This is a genomic window from Exiguobacterium sp. s78 (genome assembly GCF_018618985.1).
Taxonomy (GTDB): Bacteria; Bacillota; Bacilli; order Exiguobacteriales; family Exiguobacteriaceae; genus Exiguobacterium_A; species Exiguobacterium_A abrahamii.
Genome location: NZ_JACSNB010000002.1, coordinates 182,705 through 204,666, shown reverse-complemented (window position 1 = coordinate 204,666; position 21,962 = coordinate 182,705). Strand labels below are relative to the sequence as shown.

Here is a 21,962-nt window from a genome sequence, read left to right as displayed (position 1 = left end):
GTTAAATTCGTCCTTCCACTATTTGTGTAAACTCTAATGCATTATCCTCAATGTAGTGTAAGGTGTATTCTTTTCCTGCATGTTTGCTTAATTGATTTTCCACCTCACCATCCCATTGAGAAGTTGAAACTATAACAATTACTTGATCAGATAATTGGTGTATACCTTCTGCTACTCGTTTTCTATGATCAGCATCTAATGCCCCAAATGGAGAATCCATTACAAGAGGATACACAGCTTTCATATTTGCACCTTTTATCTGGAAATCACTATTAGGTTTTTCAGCTTTTTTACGCTGCATATCAACAATGGCACCAATAAATGCAAGACTTGTTAATTGTCCCTCGCCTTGTGACATCCCTACTTCCTCATGACTGTTATCGGTAACAATTAGTTCATAATCACTAGTCATAGTAACGTTATAATTTTTCCGAAGAAACTTAGAAAACACTTCTTTTATTTGAAAAGCAAGACGTTTTCTAACGTCCTCTTCTTGAAATTCTAAAAGACGACTAATTACTTTTTCGAACTTCATAGATGTATTTAAACTGTTTTGAAGATTTAACTCTTTTAAATTCTCACGTTCTTTTTTGGCTATTTGTTTTTCAAATAAGTCTACTTTCATATTTAATTCTTCACGTTGTTTTTCATAATACATAATCATTGCTCTTTGCTCTTGAATTGAATGCTCAAGTTGAGTAAATTTCTTTTGTAAATCAATTAATTCTGGATTGTTTTTTGATCCTTTATTAACATTAAGTTCGGCAATCTCTTGTTGAACCGTAACGATATCCTTCAGTTGTTGATTTCTTTGATTTGAATATACACGTACTTGCTCAAATATATTTTTCCTTTTTTCTTTAATTCCATTCATTTTTTTATTTAAGACCTGAATCCCATTATACTGTGAATAAGCAGAAGACGTTCTTAAATGCGCAATATGCTCTTTTTCATGTTCTGAGATTGGTCGACCACAAATACAGAATTCCTCTTTTTCTAATTTCTCTAGAAATTCTTTATCTACATACGACTCAAGGCGATCGTCATTTTCAGATTTATTTTCAATTTGTTGAATAAGGGAAAGCGACATGACAAGATGACCATTACTACTTAAGAGCTTCGCTAATTCATTTTCAATAGAAACTAGTGTTTTCTGCAGGCGTTCTAGCTCTTTTTTCTTGGAATCATACTCGATTTGTAGCGCTCCAATTTCTGCATCTGCCTGAAGTTTTTCATCAACTACTTTAATTTCTTCTTGTAACGCTACGATATTACTTCTAGCATCTGAAAGCCTATTTATTAATTTTTCTTTTTCATCATTTAGCTCATTTCTATTAATTATTAGCTCTTGATATTCACCTCCATTTTTTTTGGCTAGCTCTTCTTGAAAGTTTTTTTTCGCACTTTGTAAATGTTTTTTTGCTGCTACAAATAAATCCAGACCCATCATTAATTTTATTGATTCTTTAATTTCGTTTTTCGCTCGTTGCTTACCTAAGTTGTCAATTCTTTCACCATCGAAAAAGAAAAATGAACTCAGCTTTTGCGGAATAATTTTATCAATTGTATCAGAAACACTTTTAATTATTTCTCCTTCACCTGATTCATTGATTCTTTTCAAAAGTACTTCTGTTTTTTTGGAAGGAAGATAAGCAGTACCATCAAACTTATGATTTAAAAATCGTTCAATCTCAAATTGATGACTTCCATCTTCAAAATATAGCTTTACTGAAGTAGTTATCTCAGCCACACCTGTTAGCGAAGACTCTCGTACAAATCTTCTATTGATTACTTCATGGGAATTGGGTAAATTTAACGGTTTACCATACAAAACCCATAGAAAAGCATTGATTAGCGCTGTTTTTCCTGAACCGTTTTCGCCATGTATAACGGTTACGTTATCAGTTTCACCGTAAGCAAAACTAATAGATTGCTGACCATAATATTGTCGAAAATTATTTAGTGTTAGTTTTTTAATGATCATCAGTTATACAACCCTTTCAAAAGACGTACAATTTCTCCAACAACATCTCCGTTTGATCCACTCTTAGTACTTAAATAAGCGTCTTCAAGATTTAAAATTTTTGAAAAAGCCAATTTTTCTTCTATAGTAAAATCTCGAAGTTCTTCTTCTAATACATCTTGCAAAGTTTTTGATTCCTCCATTAATTTTCCCTCTTTTCTCATAGATGTTGTAAGCTATATAGTTTTTTTAATTTAAGTAAAGACTGCGAAGCTTTGGGACCATTGATAGCAAGCGAAGCAAATTCTTGAACTCTCTTTAATTCCTTTTCTAGTAATCCTCGCTCAATATTAAAATCTGTATCTGACAACTGATTTGTATCTGAAATTTCCTGAGAAATAACAATAAAATCATGTAAAATAGCAAACTCCTTACCTTTTGCTTTTCTTAATACTCGCCCTCTTCGTTGAATAAATTCTTTTGGATTTGAGCTACTAGCTAAAATATAGGCAGTTCGAGTATTAGGAATATCAACGCCTTCGTCTAAGCATCTAATGGCAACTAATGTTTCGATATCTCCATTATCAAACTGATTCAACAATTCACGCCTTTGCTTATTATCTTCTTGAGATGTATAACTGCTACTATAAATACCTAATCGTTTACCCATCATTTGAATCAGTCGATCTACTTGTCGTTCCCCTTCTTTCTTTTGGTCACCACAGTAAACTATCGTATGTCTTAATTCTCCTGCATCTTTTTGTTCTTTTAAAAGTTTTTCAAGTAATTCTTCCTTATTCTGAGCGCTGTTAACTAAACGAGCACGCTTTATTAAAAGTTGCTCTAAATATTCATTTTTATGATCGTCACCTTGAGCAGCAAATAATTTCGCGATTTTTCTACTCAATACCATGTACTCCTCGCGTTCATTTTCAGTTAACACTACAATATGTGGATGATAGTAATATGGCGTTAAATATCCCGCCTGAATAGCATCACTCAATTCATATTTAAAAATAGGTTCGCCTCCAAAATACGAAAAAATGGCTTCCGTTCCTTCATCATCGTTCCATCGACGAGGCGTCGCAGACAATGCGAGACGATATTTAAAATGATTTGGTAATGAATTAATTGATCTTGATGTTCCAATATTATGAGCCTCATCGACAATAATTAGACTCTCTGATGAAAGTCTTTTTAGTTGGAGTTGAACATCTTTTGACATTTTTAGAGTCTGCATGGTGGTAATGAAACACAACACGTCTTGATTACCGATATTGTATTGAGTGATTTCACTACTAGTTAAATCAAACCATTGACTTCGATTTTGATAAATACGTATTGGTTGTAGGCCAAATTCAACGGCATTTTTCGCCCACTGATCCACTAAATCAATTAATGGACAAACTATGATAATTGCTAAGCGCTTTTTATTATTAAATAATCTATTGGCAGCTGATAGCGCTGTCAGCGTTTTACCTGTACCAGTAGCCATTTCAAATAATCCCTTGTAATCATTCTCTTCCCAACTCGTTATGGCTTGCATTTGATAGGGATGAAGATTTAACCATTTTGGAATTTCGTAAGACATTGGTTGCATAATTTTCTCAACTCCATCATCAGAAAGAAAATTTTTGTTATACTTTGATTGTAATCTTTTTAGCAAATAATTGTTATTTTTTCTATTGTTAGTGCCTGTAAATAATAAATTTAACTTTATATAAGGAGTAAGTAATATGAGTGAGAGTACTTTTGATTTTTTAAAAGAATATAATGAAGATGCATTAGCATTAGCGCTCGATATGGAAAGGCAATACCACATTGATCCCGATGCAGCGTTAACATATTCACGTAAGTTTATTGAAGAACTTGCGAAGGATTTGATTTGGAGAACAAAATTAACTAGGAGCTCTATTCCTTTGATAGAGATGATTCGTTTAATTCAAGGAGCACACGTTCTTTCTAGTAAATCAATCGATGATTTGCATTATGTAAGAAAACTTGGAAATAGCGCTGCTCACGGTTCTTCCACTGAAAGTAGCATTCATTTGCCACGTGTTCACAAGGCAATGTTTGATATTGCAGTAGACTATGCTACTCGACACTTTGACGTACCTAATCTTCCACACTATACGTTACCTAGAATCCCTTCTTTGGCTTCGCCTCAAATGGATGAAAAAAGCGTAAAGGATATCTTGATGAAATTACTCGGAGATAATGGTTTGACTGTTGCACCTGTAGTGGCTCCTAAAGATACTCAATTGACTGAAGAAGCGATGCGTCCTGCTATTCGTTATTTAAAAAATAGCGATATTCAAGATAACTATCTTTATACCTATATTTCTCGCTTACAAGAAACATCTAAAGATGCCGTAGAGAATGGTAACGATCCACTGGGTGAACTCAGTGATTATTTACACGTTGATCGTAAAATCCAATTAGAACTTGTCGAGAAATTAAAGACTACTTCTGAAAAACAACTTATTTTACTATGCGGAAATGTGGGTGATGGTAAATCCCATTTGCTAAGTTTTGTTCAGAAAAAATATCCTGATCTTCTTTCTGATTATACAATTTATAATGATGCCACAGAAAGTTTTGATCCCACCAAAAATGCTGTAGAAACACTATTCGAACGCCTAAAAGATTTTTCTGATCAACGTTTACAAGATAATTTAAATTCTTCGAAAATGATTCTTGCAATCAACATTGGAATGCTCGCTAAATTTCTTGATTATTCAAATGAAGACTCTGAATATACTTATTCATCACTCAAAGATTTTGTAGATCAAACGAATGTACTTAAACCAGGAACTACTTCAAACGTTCTCTCACAATCATTTACGTTATTTAGTTTTTTAAGCTACCAGCCTTACGAATTAACAGAGAATGGTCCAAAGTCAGCTTTTTATTCAACATTACTTGAAAGAATTTGTTCTGATACTCCAAATAACCCTTTTTATGATGCATATCGAATAGATCGAGAAAATGAGATTGATACAATTTTACATCGTAATTATGCATTGTTGAGCCAAAAAAATATTCAAGATCAAATTGTACAAGTCTTAATTGAATTGATTGTAAAACACCACGTTTTGATTTCAGTGCGAAACTTCTTTAATTTAATTTCTGATTTACTCATTCCTGTTAACTGGAATGAGTTAAAGCAGATTACTGTCAAACCATCTATTATGCTTGAGAACGGTTTACCCGAACAATTATTCAATCGTTCAGAACGTTCTAGCTTGCTAAGTCAAATTGCTAAACTTGATCCGTTAAGAACGCGTCATCGTGAGATTGATGACCTCTTTCTTTCTCTTTATACAGGAGGAGAAATTGATGAAATTATAGAGCACTTAGACGAAAATGCTCAATCTTTTTACTCACCCGATCAAGTAGACAGTATACAAGAATGGACGGGTCAGCTCATTCGACTAATGGTTTTAAGTAATCCAGAATTCGCAAAAAAAATTCTAGATTCAGTCTATCAAAATTATCTACAATTCCTCTATCAATATAATAAAGGCGATACACGTCGTTTACAGCCTTTATATGAAATCAGTAGTTCCGCTTACTATAAGTGGTTTGGATCTCCGAAACCATTTTACGTTTATACAAAAAAAATCACTAAGCGTCATCGTATTGCATTTAAAGCGGAAATCGAGGGGAATCCATCAAATATTAAATCTAGTACGGAAACTATTCTAAGTAAATTTAGTTCAACCATACTTTTAGATTTTAATAAAAAAGGTGACGAAAATAACCTTGCTAAACTAGAAATTGATTATCCACTATTTCAATTGTTTATGGACATTCAAGATGGTTATCGTCCTACTAAAGAAGACGATCACCGCTCAATAAAATTTCTAGAATTTGCCGAAAAAATTCACGAAATGTGTACCTCGTCTTCAGAAATAATGATTGTAACGGAAGATTCTAAACAAGCATATTTACTAAATCAAGATCGTTTTGGAACACGAAGCTTCAGACATATGGGAACTGCGGAGGACTAACATGGAATTACTAAGAGGAGTTATTGAAAAAAAGGTTATCACACGAACAAAGAGAGAGTTAAATGCGTTTCGTCAGATGTTTCCATTTAACACTCACGTTTCAAAACTAAAAGCCGATGAGACATTTAAAGAAAACTGGACAAATGAGTTTGCATCTTTCGCACGCTTAATTAGTGGCTATAAAGCTGATTATTCAGTTGACGATCAAGTGGTAGATTTTGAGCCTCTTTTAAATGAAATGTCTATTGAGACTGAAGATGAAGATGAATTTGTTGCATTATTAAATGAATTGTTAGTTACAGGCGAAACAAAACAACAGCTTCAACATCCAAACATGTTACTTCATTTGGAGAGTGCCGAAATAAAAAATCGTGTTTTCAAAATTTCAGATTATCTTTACGATTTATGTAAAGAAAATGCTCTACTGCAAGATTTATTTAAAGCAAACAAACATAATAATGTTCTACAAAATATTTTCTCTGAGTTGAAGCCTGAACTAGAGCCAATAGATAAAAAACCGTCTTCTTTTGATCATAAATTGCCTTGGATAGGTGATTTATTTGCTGACGATTTATTATTTTTAAGAAAGCATCCTGATTTCTTTGTAAAGTATGCTGACTTAGTTGCATACTACTATACCTTCTTTTTGCTAAGCCAGAATGTTGTTAAGCTATCTTTACTCGAACATGCTGATTACAAGCAGAATACTGTTGAGCCTCTTTATTTTACGTTGGATTGGGAATCTACTGTTTCAAGCAGACGTGATGCGGTTCGAAAAGGATTTAAATACTTAGACGAAATGTCTACTAAGCTATTTAGCACGCAACTTACGTTAGCTCAATTAAGTTGTAACACCGAAAACTCAGAGTTAGAAAAAATGATGGATTTTCCAACTCTCAAATCAATATTTGATCAATTATCAAGCGAAGAACAAGAAAAGTGGATTCAAGAGGTAGACACGCAAGCTGAATCCATCATCGAAACATCTAAGCTTCAGCATAAAATTACGCAGAGTTCAACATTTTTAGACTCAGTCAAACAATTGATTTATGTTATGGAAGTATCTTCTCCTGAATCTGCTCAAAAGCGTTACGGTAGCGGCATAACAGAAATCGCAAAAGTACGACTTGTAAAACAACGTGGTAGAAACGGAAATGTATTATCGCTCAATCAAGAAGTTCTGACTATGTTCCTCATAGTGATTATTCGATCTTCAAAAATGCGTCTTCAAGATGTTTATGTCGAACTCGAAAAGCGCGGTATTTTCTTAGATCGATATAGCCGTGTTGAATTTGAAAATACACTAGAAAGAATGAGCTTACTTATAAAAATGAGCGATAGCGGGGAGGCACAGTATGTCAAATCAATTTTATGATTATTTATCACTGCATATTAATGACTATTTCATTAAAAATCCACCTAACAGTGGAGACAAATTTTTCATTCGCTTTGACCATCAAGAAGAGGTTACACAATTTTTATCATCTATAAAAAATAAGATATCAGCAGATTTTTTAAGCCCTTTTGAATACACGCATGAAGGACAAAGTTCCTTCCATTCGTATTCGATTCAGTATGGGGACACAAAATTAATTTTAGCCGCTCAAAGTTCTTCTGTTACTGCTGACTATTTAGTATTACTTCGAAATCTAGTAAGTCAGCAACAAAAACATTGGCAAAATACAGCGCTCCTGATGATACTTCCTCAACAGCTGGATAGTATTGAAGGGGGTAGTCGCAATTTGCAAAAACAAGGAATGCCACTTCATGTAAAATCTCTTATCCAGTCTTTAAAAAACGATGTAGAACATAAACTTTTTAATGAGTCAGATCAAGCCCTAATGTCTTATTACTTATCTCAGTTTATCGAAGACCATGGAGATAGTGGAAATGTAAACTTTATGGATTTCGAACCTATTCTTGATGTTTTAGCAAAAGGAAAAGTTGCAACGAGTGATTACGAAAAGTTAGGTTTTTTTAAAGACGATTTAACTCAGTACGTAGGAACAAGAAATATTGAATTACGACTTAAAGAAAACCAAGAACTTTATCAAATCATTCAAGATTATCATCTTTATAATGTAGAAAAAGTTCTCGATCGAAAATTTACTCCTGAAGGACAAAAAAAATTGAAGGCTGATGGTTGGAAAGATTTAAGTTATTCTCAAGTTAATTCATATATTGAACAAACAAAGAAAAAGTTCGAGTTAATAAATTCATCAGCTAAACAAAACAATAAAAAGTTAAGTCTCTGGGAAGTACCTAAAAGTAGTTCAGCTGCTGGTCGGAAACATCGTCATATAATTATTTTTAATCCAGAAGCGCTAGAACAAATCACTCTCACTTTGGAATTCAATATTGATGGTGATCACAAAATGCCTAAAAGTATTAAATCCTCTGGAGCTAGTTATAAAAACATCTCCGGTAAGGCAAATGTTTCTTTTGAACACAGTGGTAAAAAATTAAAAGTACTTTTAAACGACTTAGAACACCAGCCTTTTCATGTCCATACTGAATACACTCATGTTCGTGGTTTAAAAAACAATTTCTATATAACTATTCTTCCTTTTGACGAAGAATTAATTTCTAATTACAAAGCATCTTATTCTAATGGTTGGACAAACGACCATCCTTATCTCTCTTTAGAAGACTCAGAAGGTCAAATACGTATTGGGAATCCTAATTTTTCACATCCTGAAGAACATACTATAACGAGCTCTAAAGAAACAATTAAAGTGCATAAAGAGACGAACGCAGCATTCTCTTTCGATCCTGACTTAATGGATGGCAATCAAGTCTTAAAAGTGAATTTGCAAGTTGAGGAATTCAATCCTATAGAATTACTAATTTCTGATTTGCCTAATAAACCTCACCCAATCACTGGTACTCGACTATGGCAAATGAAACGAGAGAAAGCATCATCTGTTATTGTTTCAGGGAAACGCCTAATCATTGGAAATGAGCAGTTCTATGATCATGCTGAATACCGTCAGTTCATTCATTACGAAACTCGCTGGATTGAAGAAAGCATGTTCACCGGTATTATTCAAAACGGAGAACTATTTTCTAGCGAAGATTATGAAGTACAAAATCTTCCGTTAAGAGAGGCATATAATCGTTTTGTAAATTATTTTAAAGGAAATAACAGAATTCCCTTTTATGAAAAAATTGATGAAAATTATTTAAGCGTAGCAATTCCTTATCTAAACGCCTACATTCATTTTGTTGAAAATCTTAGCGCGGATACTAAATTAATGGAGGATGGACTGGGCACCGATCGTCTAGGAACTATTTATTCAGTTGATCAAAATCAAGTGTTCTTGACGCCTTTCCATCCGTTAAATGTTGCTTATCAAATTGAACTCTACAATCAGTTACAGAGTACACATGTAAATTACTCTATTATTAATCGATTACGACCCGATGCCCTTTTACCGATACTCAGTTATCAGCCTGACGGAAGAAATCAGCAATGGTACAAGCCTGAAAGTCAAAATGTAGCTCCTGAATGGATTACGTATAAACCAATTGATGAACTTGCTATCGTCGACGCAGAAAAATTCTTAGACAAAGTCATATTCGATAAAATGAATCAATTCATTAATCATTTCGACTTTTTATTTAATACCGAAACAAAAGCTTCTTTGAAGCTGAATGTTATTGAGATATCGAGTGGACAACCAATTTTAAAAGGTATTGTTTCTTGGATGTTCAAACAAATAGAAAAATATGGTGTTGACCGTTTAATTCCTGTAGAGGTTCGTCTATATAATCAGCACTATGAACCTGGACATAAAGATTTGGATGATTTTTCACAGTATGATTTCTTCAATGATCTTGAGCATCAATTTGATGATCTTCGGTCTCTTATGAAAAGAAGTAGTAACTATCTCTTTGAAGATTTAATTCAAATCGTCCGCTCTCACTTAAAATTTTATCGATTTAATCAAAGTAGTAAATTTGAATATGCACATATCAGCTTTTACAAAATGCGCGGAAAAGAGAGCATCTATCCAGACCGAGCAGATAATATGAAGACTGGAATGGCCTTAGGCGGACTTTACTCTACTTTATCCGCTACAATTAATAAAAGCTCTTATTTGAGCGGATTCGGAACAAAGTTGTATCCTATTGACGAACAAGAGACACTTGCAAAGGTCGCATATGCCGTGAATGAATTTAATTTCAATATGCGTGATGCAGGAAATAATCCTTACTCAAAAGGAACTGTTGCAGTCTCCTCTATGAAAGTCTTACCAGATGATACTTTTACTGAAATTTATGAGCAATCTCATTGGGTAACCTTCATTGAGCCTACAGTCGACCTAGGATACTTTCATGGGAATAAAAACGTAGATCAAGACTTACTTGTCATTCATTATAGCGACCAGTACACCTCATCATTCCGTTACGATGCTATCACGGTTACCAATAAAGCAGGTCAATACCAATCCATCGTAAAAGAGTTTTTCAAAGCCAATCCGATGATTCATCATGAACCCACTGATCAACATATTGTACAGGCTATTAAAGCCTTTAATACCATTAATGGTGAGTGGCTCCTTGAAATGATTAGAAGAGGAATAGAAAGTCCTGATAAACGAAAGCATTTCAGTCGAGAGAAATTTAGTATTCTTTCAGCTGTTCGATATGCACTCGCTCTATTTGATCACCCTTCTATTACTTGGGTTCCGATTTCACTTGAAGAAGTTCTTCGAGTTGCTGGTGCCGCTGGATTTACGCGTGATAGTGTATTCTCAGCCAAATCGTTAAATCGATCTGGAACTCATTCTGATGATTTACTTTTAATTGGTCTTGAAGAATCTGTTAGTGGATTAAAACTTCACTTTTTCCCTATTGAAGTGAAGATTGGTATAAATGATGACAGTGTGATCAAAAAAGCAATTGAGCAAATCCAGCATACAAAAGATTTATTCCGTACCAATCTTTATAATCGTGCCGATGATACTTTTGAAAACGATTATTATCGCCTCTTTTTCGCTCAACTCTTTTTAACAAATGCTAAAAAGATTCATGAAAGTGATCTTTGGCCAGAACGAAATAATTATGATTTTGAAAAACATCGTCAACCAGTTATTACAGCGTTGCTCAAAGGAGACTTCATAATTGATGATTCACTTGAATCACATCTTGGAGACGGAATTGTCCTTTCCTTTAAACAAGACGTTCCGAACGCTTCTCTCGTTAAAGGTGAAGACTATACACTGGTTCATTTACCAGAAGCCTTCGGAATTAGAGGTATTCTTCAACCAATTCAGCAAATCAAAGAGCAAATCGATAAAATTACAAGTGATATCAAAAAAGAAGATTTAATAGAATCTCTTTATACGCCTTAAAAAAATCAGCATCGGATACCCGATGCTGATTTACTTTTTACAAATCTAATTACAACTCTAAAAAAATATCTAGTTCTTTTTCCGATTGATATGGCGAAAGAGAGAAACGTATAGTTGATCGAAGTTGTTCCATAGTACATCCGATTTCTTGTAACACATGACTTGGTTTACTAGAACTACAAGCAGACCCAGTAGATACTGCCATAACAGGTGCTAGTTCTTTACAAAGAATCTCATTATTTAAACCTTTGAATTGAACACTTAGGATGCCTGGAATCTTGTTACTTTCATCATTATTGAACTGAATAACATCACCAAACTGTTGCATTAATAGCTGCTTAAGTTTAGATTCAAGCGTTAGTAAATGTTGACGATGTTCATTCAATTTTGAATAAGCTATCTCAGCTGCTTTTCCCATACCGACAATTAATGGAACTGCGTGAGTTCCACTTCGATATCCATTCTCCTGAGCTCCCCCGTGTAAAAGAGGAGTAATTTTTAGTGATAAGCCCATTTCATCTTTACGAACGATTGCCGCGCCGATTCCTTTAGGACCATAAAACTTGTGCGCAGATACAGATACCAATTGAACGTAAGGAAGATTTTCTAGATCAACAGGTACTTTTCCAATTACTTGCGTCGCATCAGAATGAAAAAATGCATTATATTTATGGGCTAATTCAGATGCCTCTTTAATTGGATTCAATGAACCTAGTTCATTGTTTCCCCAAAGGAGTGAAACAAGAAGAGTTGGTTGCTCTGAAAGAGCTTTTTCTAATTCCGCCAAATCAATTCTTCCAAATGAATCTACCGAAAGATATACAACATCAAACCCTTGAGTTTCAAGATAGCGGAGTGTTTCTAGTACTGAAGGATGTTCTACAGTACTAGAGATGATTCGCTTACCTTTATTAGAATGTGACATTGCAATTCCCTTTAATAGAAAATTGTTGCTTTCAGTGGCTCCACTCGTAAAAATTACTTCTTCTGTCTTACTGTTTACTAATGTCGCTACAGCTTGTCTAGCTTGATCCACTGCTACTTTTGCATCAACAGCTTGAGAATAGTACTTGCTTGATGGGTTACCAAAAATATCTGTCCAATAAGGTAACATTGCATCTACTACTTCCTGGTGCGTTGGCGTTGTCGCACTGTTATCTAGATACAGCATACTATCCTCCCTACTTACTCAGTTTCTAAAATCTTCATCCAAAATTTCTGTGGATTTCCTGAGTATTGGTAAATTTTAAATAGTTCATTTGCACCACGATCAATATGAGCATTAAAAAGATCTGGAAAGTAACTTTCTTCGTCAATTGATTTGTTTGCATGTTGTAAAATCATTGCCTTGTACGAAAAATCATTTTCCCCAGTTAATGTTGCTCTTGAAATTTCAAAATTAGAAATATCATTATTATTTACTGTAGGCATTTCTTTATCTTTTAGTGAAAATGCAACTGCTATTCTTGCTAAAACGTTTGGCGTTATATTAGTACTCGCCTGCAGTTGTTGAAATATTTCTAACGTCGAATTAGATAGTTTTAAGCGATGATTCATGATATTTTCTCCGTTTCATTAAAGCGGAAGTAACTTGGAACAACCTTAATTGAACGTTCTGCTGTATCAAAGTTCAAACTGTATTCTTTGTTTATAAAAGGCTTCAACAAATTATAATTTGCTTCAGTCACTTCAGAATCCGTTGAGAGAATTAATACTTGTTCACCAAAGGCAGGAATAAGTTCTGTCAGTAGGTTTTCGCGATGCTCAACGTCTAATCTTCCTAAAAGTGTATCAAAAATGAATGGCAACTTATTTCCTGAAACATCAAACACTGCCCAAACAAGAGACATCAGTAACAATTGCTTTTCTCCTGCAGAAAGCGTTGATTGTGGAATTCTTTTTTGATCTTCTGCGTATAGAGTAACTTCATAGGTTTCTGAATTAATCACCAAACGGTGAAGGTATCCTCTTTTTCGGAAAAGACGATTAATCATTTTTAAGGCTTGTTTTTCGATGAGCTGAATCCCTTTTTGTTGTTGTTGATTTTGGAACTCCAGTAAAAGAGCTCTCATAGCAGTTGCATTATGCATGACGCTACTAGATTGGTTTGCTTCTCTATCAATTTCTTCTCTCAATTGTTCAAATTCTTCTTGTAATTTAATTCGCTCTTCTTGAACGCTTCCCCATTGTTTCGTTGTTGTTTTTAGTTCTTGATTCTTTTCAGCGATATTTGCTTGTAACTGTTCAAGCTGAGTTAGCATGCCCATAAAATCTTCAACACTATCACTTTGAACAGTGAGTTTTTGTTTAATTAATTTAATTTCTTCATCCATCTCTTGTTGATCACTTATTTTTTGTTTGTAGTATGAAAGATCAATACCTTTTGTCATTTCAAATAAGGACTCAATTTGAGCTTTTTCACTAAAAGAAGCACGATGGATGGTTGCTTGACCCTTTGGTTGAATAGAGACCAAAGAGTCTTTTAACGCTTTTTCTAACTCTTTTGGACTTGTTGAAATACGATTGGAAAGTTCACTGGCTAACTCTTCAAGTAACTCTCGTTTCACATCGTCAATACTTTCAATTAACTTTTCTCCTTTTAACTGTTCTCTTACTGTTCCAATCAAATCTCGATTCAGTAAAAAAGGCAAGCTACCATTGATCAGATCTTGAACACTCATTTTATTTTCTTTTTTCTTACGTTCCAACTCGTTTAGTTGACTCTTTAACTGATCTTCTTCTTCTTTCAATAAACCTCCGAAGGACTTCAGTTCACTTTTTTGTGCATTCATCGTTAACTTAAGTTCTTCTAAATCAATAGATAACTCATCATATCGTTTTTGTAATTTATCATCTTCTTGAATAAAGTGATTTAGTTTTTCCTTTAAGCTTTCAAATTTTCTTTGTTTATTCGTATCGATTGTATTCTTAGTTTCATCACTGATTACACGATTAATCGTATCCTCTAACAATACTGGTACTTCTAACTTCAAAGCACTTTTTATTAGTCTCTCAAGATGATTCGATAACTCATCTTGTTGGATAATCCGATTAATTTCTTCTCCATCAAATAAACAAACATCGTATAGATAGGGAGGCAGTGATTCGCAAAAACGATTAAAAATCAAATCTCTTTTTTCATCACTTACAGGTAAACTTGAACCATCTTTATAAATCGAAAAAAATTCTTTCCCACCTGTTTCTGTGAAGTTCCACTCTCTTACGAAACGAATTTCCTCTCTGACAGAGGACTCCACTTGTTCAAAAGTTAAATCAATTTTGAACCATGGCACTGAAATTTTTAGTCCCTCTATTTTCTCTAATTCATCGTGATTCATTAGACCTTTTATTTTTTTAAAATATGTTGATGAAGCAGTTTTCATATCATAAGCAAGTGGTCCAAAAAGTCCTAATTTCATTGCCGATAAAAATGTTGTTTTACCAGCACCATTTTTTCCACCGATCAAGGTCACATTTTGTTTACTGCGTTTACTTGAAAAATCAAATGTTTGTTGCTTATAAGCCCCTATATTTTTAAGCGTCAATGACTTTAGTTTCATTTTCTATCTCTCCTTCATGATACAACTGAAGGTAATCTTGCTTTAGCAAAGATGTCACTTCTTTTTGGAATCCGCGTTTTACTTTTAAACTTACGTATTCATTTCCGATATGGAATAATTTTTTAACAGTATTTAAATCAAGTTGATGTTTTTGAACCAACAATTCCAAATCTGACATTTGATCTGCTGTCATCAATGGTCGATCATCATGTTCCCAGTCAAGTTCAGTACCGTAGACTTCGTAATAAATTTGTGGCAATGAATCATTCCAGTCGCCTTCACGTAACCACATTCTTCTAATCATTCGAAGCTCTTCTTCTTGAATCAATGGAATATCATGTGATGTAGGCGCATTTAAGTCCCGTTGAACTTCTAATAGTTCTTTTAATAACATTTGCCGTGCCTCAAGCGTAAAAGGTCCTAAACCTAGTTGAGAATAAGATACGTTTCCTTCTCGATCTACCTGGCGGATGAAAAAATCTCTATGTTTTTCAGGACGACTCAAATCAATTTGATTGTTTACGATATAGGAATTTAAGTTATATTCATCTACTACTTCAGCAGTTTCCACTTCAGGAAGCTCAACGTTCTCTATAGAATAGAGCTTAGCTGATCTCCCGCCCTTTTTCTTGATTGAAAGGTATGTGATCCCATCTTTTTCGTAATGCTCTACACCGATTAAATAGAACTTACCATTCATGCGACGATGCATTCTTAAGTTACGATCGTCTCGTACACGCACTAAACGATTTCTATACTTCAATAATGGTGTCATCCACTCTTCGCCACTGTTAATAAATCCAGTAAGTGATTTATCTTCTGATACTACTGGACAAACCCAGCATCCAAAGCGACTGTTTCCACATGATCCAGCACTTTCTTTTATTGATTGATCAACTACTAACGGACATTCTCCACTAGAATTCAAGTACATTTCTTGTAACTTCGCATTGTCCTCTCCCCATGGTGAGGGATTGGATAAAAGATAACCCCAAACATCATCTAATCCAAACTCTTTAATAGGTGCAAAAACAAAGGCATTATTTAGTGTCGTATGCTTTAGTAGTTCAGTTCCTTGAATTTCATGTTCTTTAATTGAATTTCCTCGACTCTGACTTTCTTTAGAACGAACACCCAAAACCATAATAACTTCACCAAAACGATTTACTTTATCCTTAATGAATCGATCTGCCGGGTCAATTTTTAAACGATCTGTACACCATCTAAACGTTTGATTGGGTGTTGGGTATCCTCTGCCAATAATATTCGACCAGAATGTTTTTTCCGTTAATGGTTTTACTTTTTGTGTTTCTAAAGGTAATCCAGTTCGTAAGGCAGTGTCTTGCATACGTTGCAACGAACCATTGATCATTGCTGCAACTAGTGGATTTTCAACCATCGTATCAGAAGAAATAACGTATACTTTTTTGTGCCATTGTTCTGGTAACATTTCTAACAGTGCTTCAAATATTAGTTGTACAGTTAAAGTTGAATCTTTCCCTCCACTGTAACCAATAACCCAAGGTCGATCGTCTTGTGCGTATACTTTTTTTATCAGTTCCTTAGACTGTCTTGCTAAAGGATTGTCTTCTTTTTTAGCTAGTTGATTACTTATAATCCCCATATTAATTTAACTTCCTTTCAACAGAGAAATCTTCTTCCATTGCTTTCTCTTTTTCATTCAATTCAATATTTAAAAGCTGTTTAATTCGAATAGATGTTAATGCGATTGTTCGGCGATTTTTGATGATTCTCCCGGAATCGTCATAAGCTCTTCCTTTCCAATCTTTTTCATTTGTTCGACTCCAATCAATTCGTGCCAGCTCCTTAATACCTATTAACCAAGAATCTGGTCGTTGCGCAATCAAGGTTCTTCCTACTTCTGCCACTGCTTCGATAAATAATCCTTGGGCTGTAATCGATTGTAATCTCAATGTTCTCGGAGAAATATTTCTTTTCAGTACTTCTTCCCATTCAGGAATAGTCTCACATAATGTACTCCAAAACAAATTTATAACTTCTACATCCTGCTCAGTAATTGGTTCGCCTTTAGACTTTTCGATTAGTCGTAAATTAGCATTATATATATGATTGATTGATAATAGTTTTGGTGAATTTTTTGAGAGCGAGGTTCTTTCTTTTTCTGTATATCTAGATAAAAGTGGAATTTCACTTAGTAAGTTTTTAGTCACCATAGATAATTGATCTCGATGGTCGTACAGTATGCCAATCGATGAGGTTGTATTAACTGCATGACGATTTAAATCTGAAAATATTTGTTGAGATCTCTTCAATCCAGCGTCTTGAAAGAAAACAACTGATATCGTTTCATTTCCAAGTTCAGGTGCCAGTTTGAGCGCCTCTTCAATCGCTGCTCTTCTATGCTGACCGTCATTGATTAAAAACCTAGATTCTAAAGATATTGAGAGTTGTCCAAGATTTTGGTAATTAGGATGGTCATTGAACGGTTCAAAACTCATCTCGCCGTCTACAGAAGCCGTTAATGAAGAAAATACGTAGTCTTCTGGATGATGAACAATATATTCTGTTATTTCTGGAATACGTCCTTTATTAATAATCCGTTGAGCGCGATATTCAACAGGTACTTCTTCTTCATCAAACAAAAAGATTTTAGGTATTAGTTTCAATGGACACATTACTACAAAATATTCTTTATTAGCTTGATAGCCTTTTAACGCAGGAAAATTATAATTAAAAGTAGCATTCATGTTATATATAATCCCCTCTCATTACGTACGTAACTTTGATATAAGTATAAAAAAATAAAGGTTATTATTCAAGTGAATATAACCTTTATTTGGATTTAATCTATTTAACATTTATTTTAAAGTCTTTTAGCTTAAAATCTTAATCCTGAAGTCTTCTAAATCTCCACTATTATGATGGTTTTCCCATACTGTATATAATGATTCAATCCCGTGCTCAATGAACATTCTCATTTGCTTCTTAATATCAGAGTCTGTCAAAGTTGCACCTGCTTCGTTAATAATTAGATGTTTGAAGATCGTAAAATCTTCTCCTGAAATAATTGCACCCATTTCCCAGTCACTACTTTCGCACCCTGAAGGAAGTTTTGTATACAACCCTTTACTGTTTGCAATTCCTTTTGATAAGCCTAGTTTTACTACAAACGGTCGAACATCTTTTGATGATTCATCAAAAGTATCTACGAATTCTCCCATCAAATTATCAATTCTTGTTTTCGTTAATTTAGAAAGTTTAATTCCCTTTGAATCCATTATGATACTCCTTTCGTGAATTCGAAGTATCCTTCACGAATTACTGTATACTTTTCTTGTTCGTTGTAATCTAACATCAACTGTTTTGCTGTATTTTGCTCCATTAACTCCATATATTCTTTTGTGATTTCTGTATCTGTTGATAAAATCACAACTTGTTTACTCAACTTTCTATAGAAATGCGTAATCAAATTATTTCGATGGTGACTATCTAATCGTCCTAATGGTGTATCGATTACCACTGGTAAATCTAAGTCCGAAGCTTTTGTCATCGCCCAAATAAATGCTGAAGAAATAATTTGTTTTTCCCCTGCAGAACGTTCTTCTATTGGAATTTCTGTTCCTGCTTCATTTTTTATTCTGATACACATGCTTTTCTCATCAAAATAAGCGTTCCCAAATTCATTTTGCTTTCTAAATAGAGCAGATAGCATCTCTTTGAATTCAAAACTGATTAAAGCAACTTTCCAATTCAAGACCTGTTCAGTGTAATGATTCACTGCATTTTGAACTCTTTTCGAGAAGTCATATTTCTTCTGTAATTCAGAATCAGACTCTATATTTTCTCCAAGACGTCTTAATTCATGCATTAATTTTGTAAGTTCCTCTTTAATTTGATTCACTTTATTTCTTCTTACACGACGAGTTTTCTCTTTATCACCTACGTCGCGATTTAATACCTCAATTTCGCGTTCAATTTCAGAAGCATCTACCGCAGATGGTGCCAAACTCACTCTTCGATTTAAATTTTTCAAATCATTTTCGTACTTTGAAATGTTTCGAATTACATTCTTTATTTGATCAGCTTTAGCATTTGAAGCTAAATTAGACAACATTCTTTTTGTATCATTTGTAATATCATGAAGTACTTCTACTTCTTCAATTTTTGAAATGTTGTGATCTTCCATCCAAATAGTTTTTCCTAGTTCTTGAATTTGAACAAGCTGTTGTTCCGTTAAAGCAGGGCTTAAAGGCTTTGCCAGTAATTGATTCATGAACTCTTCATAAGGCTTTAATGCAGCTGTTGAACGAATCACCTTTTCTTGAGCGAGTTGTTCTTCATTTAAGCGTTTAGATAAAAGATTTATTTTATCCTTCAGGATAGTTGGAATAATATTTTTTTTATAGAGCATATTTAAATTGTTTTTTTCGTTTTTCAATCGTTCTTCCAACTGACTGATTTCTTTAACAATCACATCACGTGTATCTCTATTTTTCATCAAAATATCATTTCTCTGCTTACGCAAATCCGATAATTTTGCATTACGTCCGCTTAAGTACATATCTACTCTTTCCAACTTCTCTTCTGCTTCTTTTAACTCTATTTTCAGTGCTCCCACCATTTTGTTTATACGATTCACTTTTGCTGAGTCAGCCATTTTTGCTAGCGATCTCTCATAGTCTTTTACAATAAAATCAATATCACTTTTTAGATTATCGTAAAACATTAATCCAATCATTCTATTGATTGCATCTTTAAATTTTGTCGAGTTTCTAGAAGCAACTAATGTACTAATCTCTTCACCATCAAATATAAAGTATGGTGATGATTCCAATGGAAGCCAACCATCAATCAAGCGATTAAAGGTATCTAAATTATTATTAGTAATAATATTGTTGCTGATAGGTCTGACCGAGCCATTTCTTCTTTTAATCAATGTTCTCGTTTCACTGATCATTCTTTTGGCATTATCATATTGCCAAACTAATTTAATAGTATGCGTATAATCACTATCAACAGAAAGCGTTAGCTCTGCGCTAGACTCTCGACCACCCTCAGAAAAAAAGCGATTATTAATCGTATTTGCAAATTGTTCTTTATATTCAAGATCAGTCATATTTCTTTTACCATACAATAAAACGCGTAAAGCTTTTAAAATTGTAGTTTTACCAGCACCATTCATTCCGCCTACTAAGATGATATTTTCTTCAGACTGAACAGGCATTTTAAAATTTAATGTCTGTTTCCCATAATATGTTTTGTAGTTATTTAACTTCAACTCAATAAAATCAACCGCTTGAACTTGGAGTTTTAGCGCTGAATCGTCCGATAAAATCTTTTTCTCTTTCGAGTATTGAATAATTTCTTCTTTAATTCGTTGTCTTCTTTTAGCACTTGATCCGTTTTCTGAGTAATGATCAATTTTTGCACTTTGTAAAATTTTATAAAGTGTATTAGGGAAAATATTATTATTAAGAGCCGCTTCTTTAAGAATATCGACTTCTGTTTTATTTTTAAGTGAATAATCTTGCATTGTTACTACCTCCGTTATCTTTACAAAAAGACTAAATCTTATTACATTAATCAAGAAGTGACCAAACTTATTTTGTAACTTCAAAAAAATTGTATCTATTAACTAATTTTATCATGCGTATTTACATTTTAGTTCATAGATTACCACTATATTTTTCAAATCCAAAAAAATAATGGAGGTCAACTAATGAATAACTTTAATGCTATAAACACAACGAACGCCCCTGCTGCGATCGGTCCTTACTCGCAAGGCTTCATCGCAAACGGAACACTCTATGCTTCCGGTCAAATCCCGATTGATCCGGCAACGGGTGAACTCGTACCAGGTGGTATCACGGAACAAACGGAACAAGTCATGCGAAACGTCGATGCCATCCTGAAAGAGGCAGGACTGACACCTGACCGCGTCGTCAAGACGACATGCTACTTAACGAGCATGGAACACTTCGCTTCTTTTAATACGATCTATTCCGATTACTTCGCACCGCACGATCACTTCCCAGCTCGGTCTTGTATCGCGGTTAAGGAACTACCAAAAGGTGCATTAGTTGAAGTCGAGATCTTAGGACTCGTGTGATCTGATCGCTACGCACTCGTTGCGTAGCGTTTTTTCTACTTAGAGTGACTAAATACTATCTGCCCTCTTCACCTAACTCCTTTTTCATCACTTTGTTTTGAATCGCATTCATCACAATTGGTATTTGTACGACCAGATTCAAGACGCTGACTCCAAGAACTAGTTGACTGGCTGTCAATGGCTTGAAGTATCCTTCTCCATATCCTTCCCCTACACTAAGTGCGATCCCATACGAAATCGCAAACGAGACCATGTTGCCGATGACGATGTATTTCGGTTTTCCACTCCGTGCAAGTGAATATGATAGAACACCAAGTCCAAACAAAAATAAGGCATACCCTAATATCGAACCCGTTTTCCAATCGAGGTAAGGTCCTAGCCACGCAAACGGAATCAGATACAATAGTGCTCTTTTCATTGTTCATCCTCCCATTCTTCATCTTCTCGATTACTCCCCGCGTCATAATAACCGTATAGCAGTTCTCGAATCATCCACCATCCAGGTGGATAGATATTTGATCCTGAAAGTTTCTCTGTACCATTTTCTGTCGTCACATGAATTTCCCAATCCGTGCCGTCACAAATCATAACGCCTTCAGGATACGGATAGTTTCGCCAAACTTCTGCATCGAACCGATCCGACCACATGTCGATTAAGTAGATGTCCTCTTCTGTCAGTTCTATCAGTAACGGATTCAATTCCTCTGGTAAATTTAGTTCTTGAAACCACCATCCGAATAATCGTCTTTCCTCATCTTCCGCACGAACCGTCCGACTTGCACGGTCCCACCAAAACGTCTGTCCTCTTCCCATACCGGACTCCCGAAAATAAATTCGCTCGACTGTTTGCATCATGATCATCCTCTAAAATTGATATTTCCATTATAGCCCATTTGTTATTTTTAACCTGTTACATTTTTTACTATGGTTCTACTGATTTCTGTTGCTGTGAAACATTTTTCTCCTTCTATCAGTAGA

Annotated in this window: 16 protein-coding genes; 4 read left to right on the top strand and 12 right to left on the bottom strand. The window is 34.4% G+C overall.

From position 1 onward, the window contains the following. Position 1: 1 nt before the first annotated feature. From KNQ18_RS12450 to KNQ18_RS12440, 3 genes are read right to left on the bottom strand one after another with little or no spacing between them, the layout of a single operon-like run. On the bottom strand, positions 2–1,984 hold the full coding sequence (locus tag KNQ18_RS12450) for an AAA family ATPase (RefSeq protein WP_215085027.1): 1,983 nt from the start codon (positions 1,982–1,984) through the stop codon (positions 2–4). Then, positions 1,984–2,166 carry a hypothetical protein gene (locus tag KNQ18_RS12445; RefSeq protein WP_075642718.1) on the bottom strand — a complete coding sequence of 61 codons (183 nt, stop codon included), beginning with the start codon at positions 2,164–2,166 and terminating at the stop codon, positions 1,984–1,986. Before KNQ18_RS12445 ends, KNQ18_RS12450 begins: the two co-directional genes overlap by 1 nt. A 17-nt stretch (positions 2,167–2,183) precedes the next feature. Further along, positions 2,184–3,563 carry a DEAD/DEAH box helicase family protein gene (locus KNQ18_RS12440; protein ID WP_215085025.1) on the bottom strand — a complete coding sequence of 460 codons (1,380 nt, stop codon included), beginning with the start codon at positions 3,561–3,563 and terminating at the stop codon, positions 2,184–2,186. A 136-nt stretch (positions 3,564–3,699) separates the two neighbouring features. Between KNQ18_RS12440 and dptF the strand changes: the two genes are divergently transcribed. From dptF to dptH, 3 genes are read left to right on the top strand one after another with little or no spacing between them, the layout of a single operon-like run. Beyond that, complete coding sequence (dptF, locus tag KNQ18_RS12435; RefSeq protein ID WP_215085023.1) at positions 3,700–5,976, top strand: DNA phosphorothioation-dependent restriction protein DptF; 2,277 nt, start codon at positions 3,700–3,702, stop codon at positions 5,974–5,976. A gap of 1 nt (position 5,977) precedes the next feature. Beyond that, the gene (gene dptG / locus KNQ18_RS12430; protein ID WP_215085021.1) at positions 5,978–7,351 is read left to right on the top strand and encodes a DNA phosphorothioation-dependent restriction protein DptG; all 1,374 of its coding nucleotides are present in this window, start codon (positions 5,978–5,980) and stop codon (positions 7,349–7,351) included. Next, the gene (gene dptH, locus KNQ18_RS12425; protein WP_215085019.1) at positions 7,332–11,333 is read left to right on the top strand and encodes a DNA phosphorothioation-dependent restriction protein DptH; all 4,002 of its coding nucleotides are present in this window, start codon (positions 7,332–7,334) and stop codon (positions 11,331–11,333) included. Before dptG ends, dptH begins: the two co-directional genes overlap by 20 nt. Positions 11,334–11,382: 49 nt before the next feature. On the opposite strand, the gene KNQ18_RS12420 is transcribed toward dptH, so the two are convergent. The 7 genes from KNQ18_RS12420 to dndD (KNQ18_RS12390) form a co-directional block, all read right to left on the bottom strand. Beyond that, positions 11,383–12,504: a cysteine desulfurase family protein gene (locus KNQ18_RS12420; protein WP_215085017.1), complete on the bottom strand. Its 1,122-nt coding sequence runs from the start codon at positions 12,502–12,504 to the stop codon at positions 11,383–11,385. Between the two features lie 14 nt (positions 12,505–12,518). After that, a complete protein-coding gene (locus KNQ18_RS12415) occupies positions 12,519–12,890 on the bottom strand; it encodes a DndE family protein (RefSeq protein WP_215085015.1) in 372 nt (123 codons plus the stop codon). Beyond that, a complete protein-coding gene (gene dndD, locus KNQ18_RS12410; RefSeq protein WP_215085013.1) occupies positions 12,887–14,893 on the bottom strand; it encodes a DNA sulfur modification protein DndD in 2,007 nt (668 codons plus the stop codon). Before dndD (KNQ18_RS12410) ends, KNQ18_RS12415 begins: the two co-directional genes overlap by 4 nt. Then, complete coding sequence (dndC, locus tag KNQ18_RS12405; RefSeq protein ID WP_075642726.1) at positions 14,868–16,517, bottom strand: DNA phosphorothioation system sulfurtransferase DndC; 1,650 nt, start codon at positions 16,515–16,517, stop codon at positions 14,868–14,870. Before dndC ends, dndD (KNQ18_RS12410) begins: the two co-directional genes overlap by 26 nt. Position 16,518: 1 nt before the next feature. Continuing rightward, positions 16,519–17,622 carry a DNA sulfur modification protein DndB gene (dndB, locus tag KNQ18_RS12400; protein ID WP_075642727.1) on the bottom strand — a complete coding sequence of 368 codons (1,104 nt, stop codon included), beginning with the start codon at positions 17,620–17,622 and terminating at the stop codon, positions 16,519–16,521. A 126-nt stretch (positions 17,623–17,748) separates the two neighbouring features. Beyond that, on the bottom strand, positions 17,749–18,153 hold the full coding sequence (locus tag KNQ18_RS12395; protein WP_215085011.1) for a hypothetical protein: 405 nt from the start codon (positions 18,151–18,153) through the stop codon (positions 17,749–17,751). Then, the gene (gene dndD / locus KNQ18_RS12390) at positions 18,153–20,408 is read right to left on the bottom strand and encodes a DNA sulfur modification protein DndD (RefSeq protein ID WP_215085009.1); all 2,256 of its coding nucleotides are present in this window, start codon (positions 20,406–20,408) and stop codon (positions 18,153–18,155) included. The genes KNQ18_RS12395 and dndD (KNQ18_RS12390) overlap by 1 nt, the downstream gene beginning before the upstream one ends. Positions 20,409–20,594: 186 nt before the next feature. Here dndD (KNQ18_RS12390) and KNQ18_RS12385 point away from each other — a divergent pair, with 186 nt between their 5' ends. Further along, positions 20,595–20,984 (top strand): RidA family protein, encoded by a 390-nt coding sequence (locus tag KNQ18_RS12385; protein WP_215085007.1) that lies wholly within the window; start codon positions 20,595–20,597, stop codon positions 20,982–20,984. A 55-nt stretch (positions 20,985–21,039) separates the two neighbouring features. On the opposite strand, the gene KNQ18_RS12380 is transcribed toward KNQ18_RS12385, so the two are convergent. Then, a complete protein-coding gene (locus KNQ18_RS12380) occupies positions 21,040–21,402 on the bottom strand; it encodes a hypothetical protein (RefSeq protein ID WP_133208285.1) in 363 nt (120 codons plus the stop codon). Further along, positions 21,399–21,839 carry a hypothetical protein gene (locus KNQ18_RS12375; protein WP_133208284.1) on the bottom strand — a complete coding sequence of 147 codons (441 nt, stop codon included), beginning with the start codon at positions 21,837–21,839 and terminating at the stop codon, positions 21,399–21,401. The genes KNQ18_RS12380 and KNQ18_RS12375 overlap by 4 nt, the downstream gene beginning before the upstream one ends. Positions 21,840–21,962: the final 123 nt, after the last annotated feature.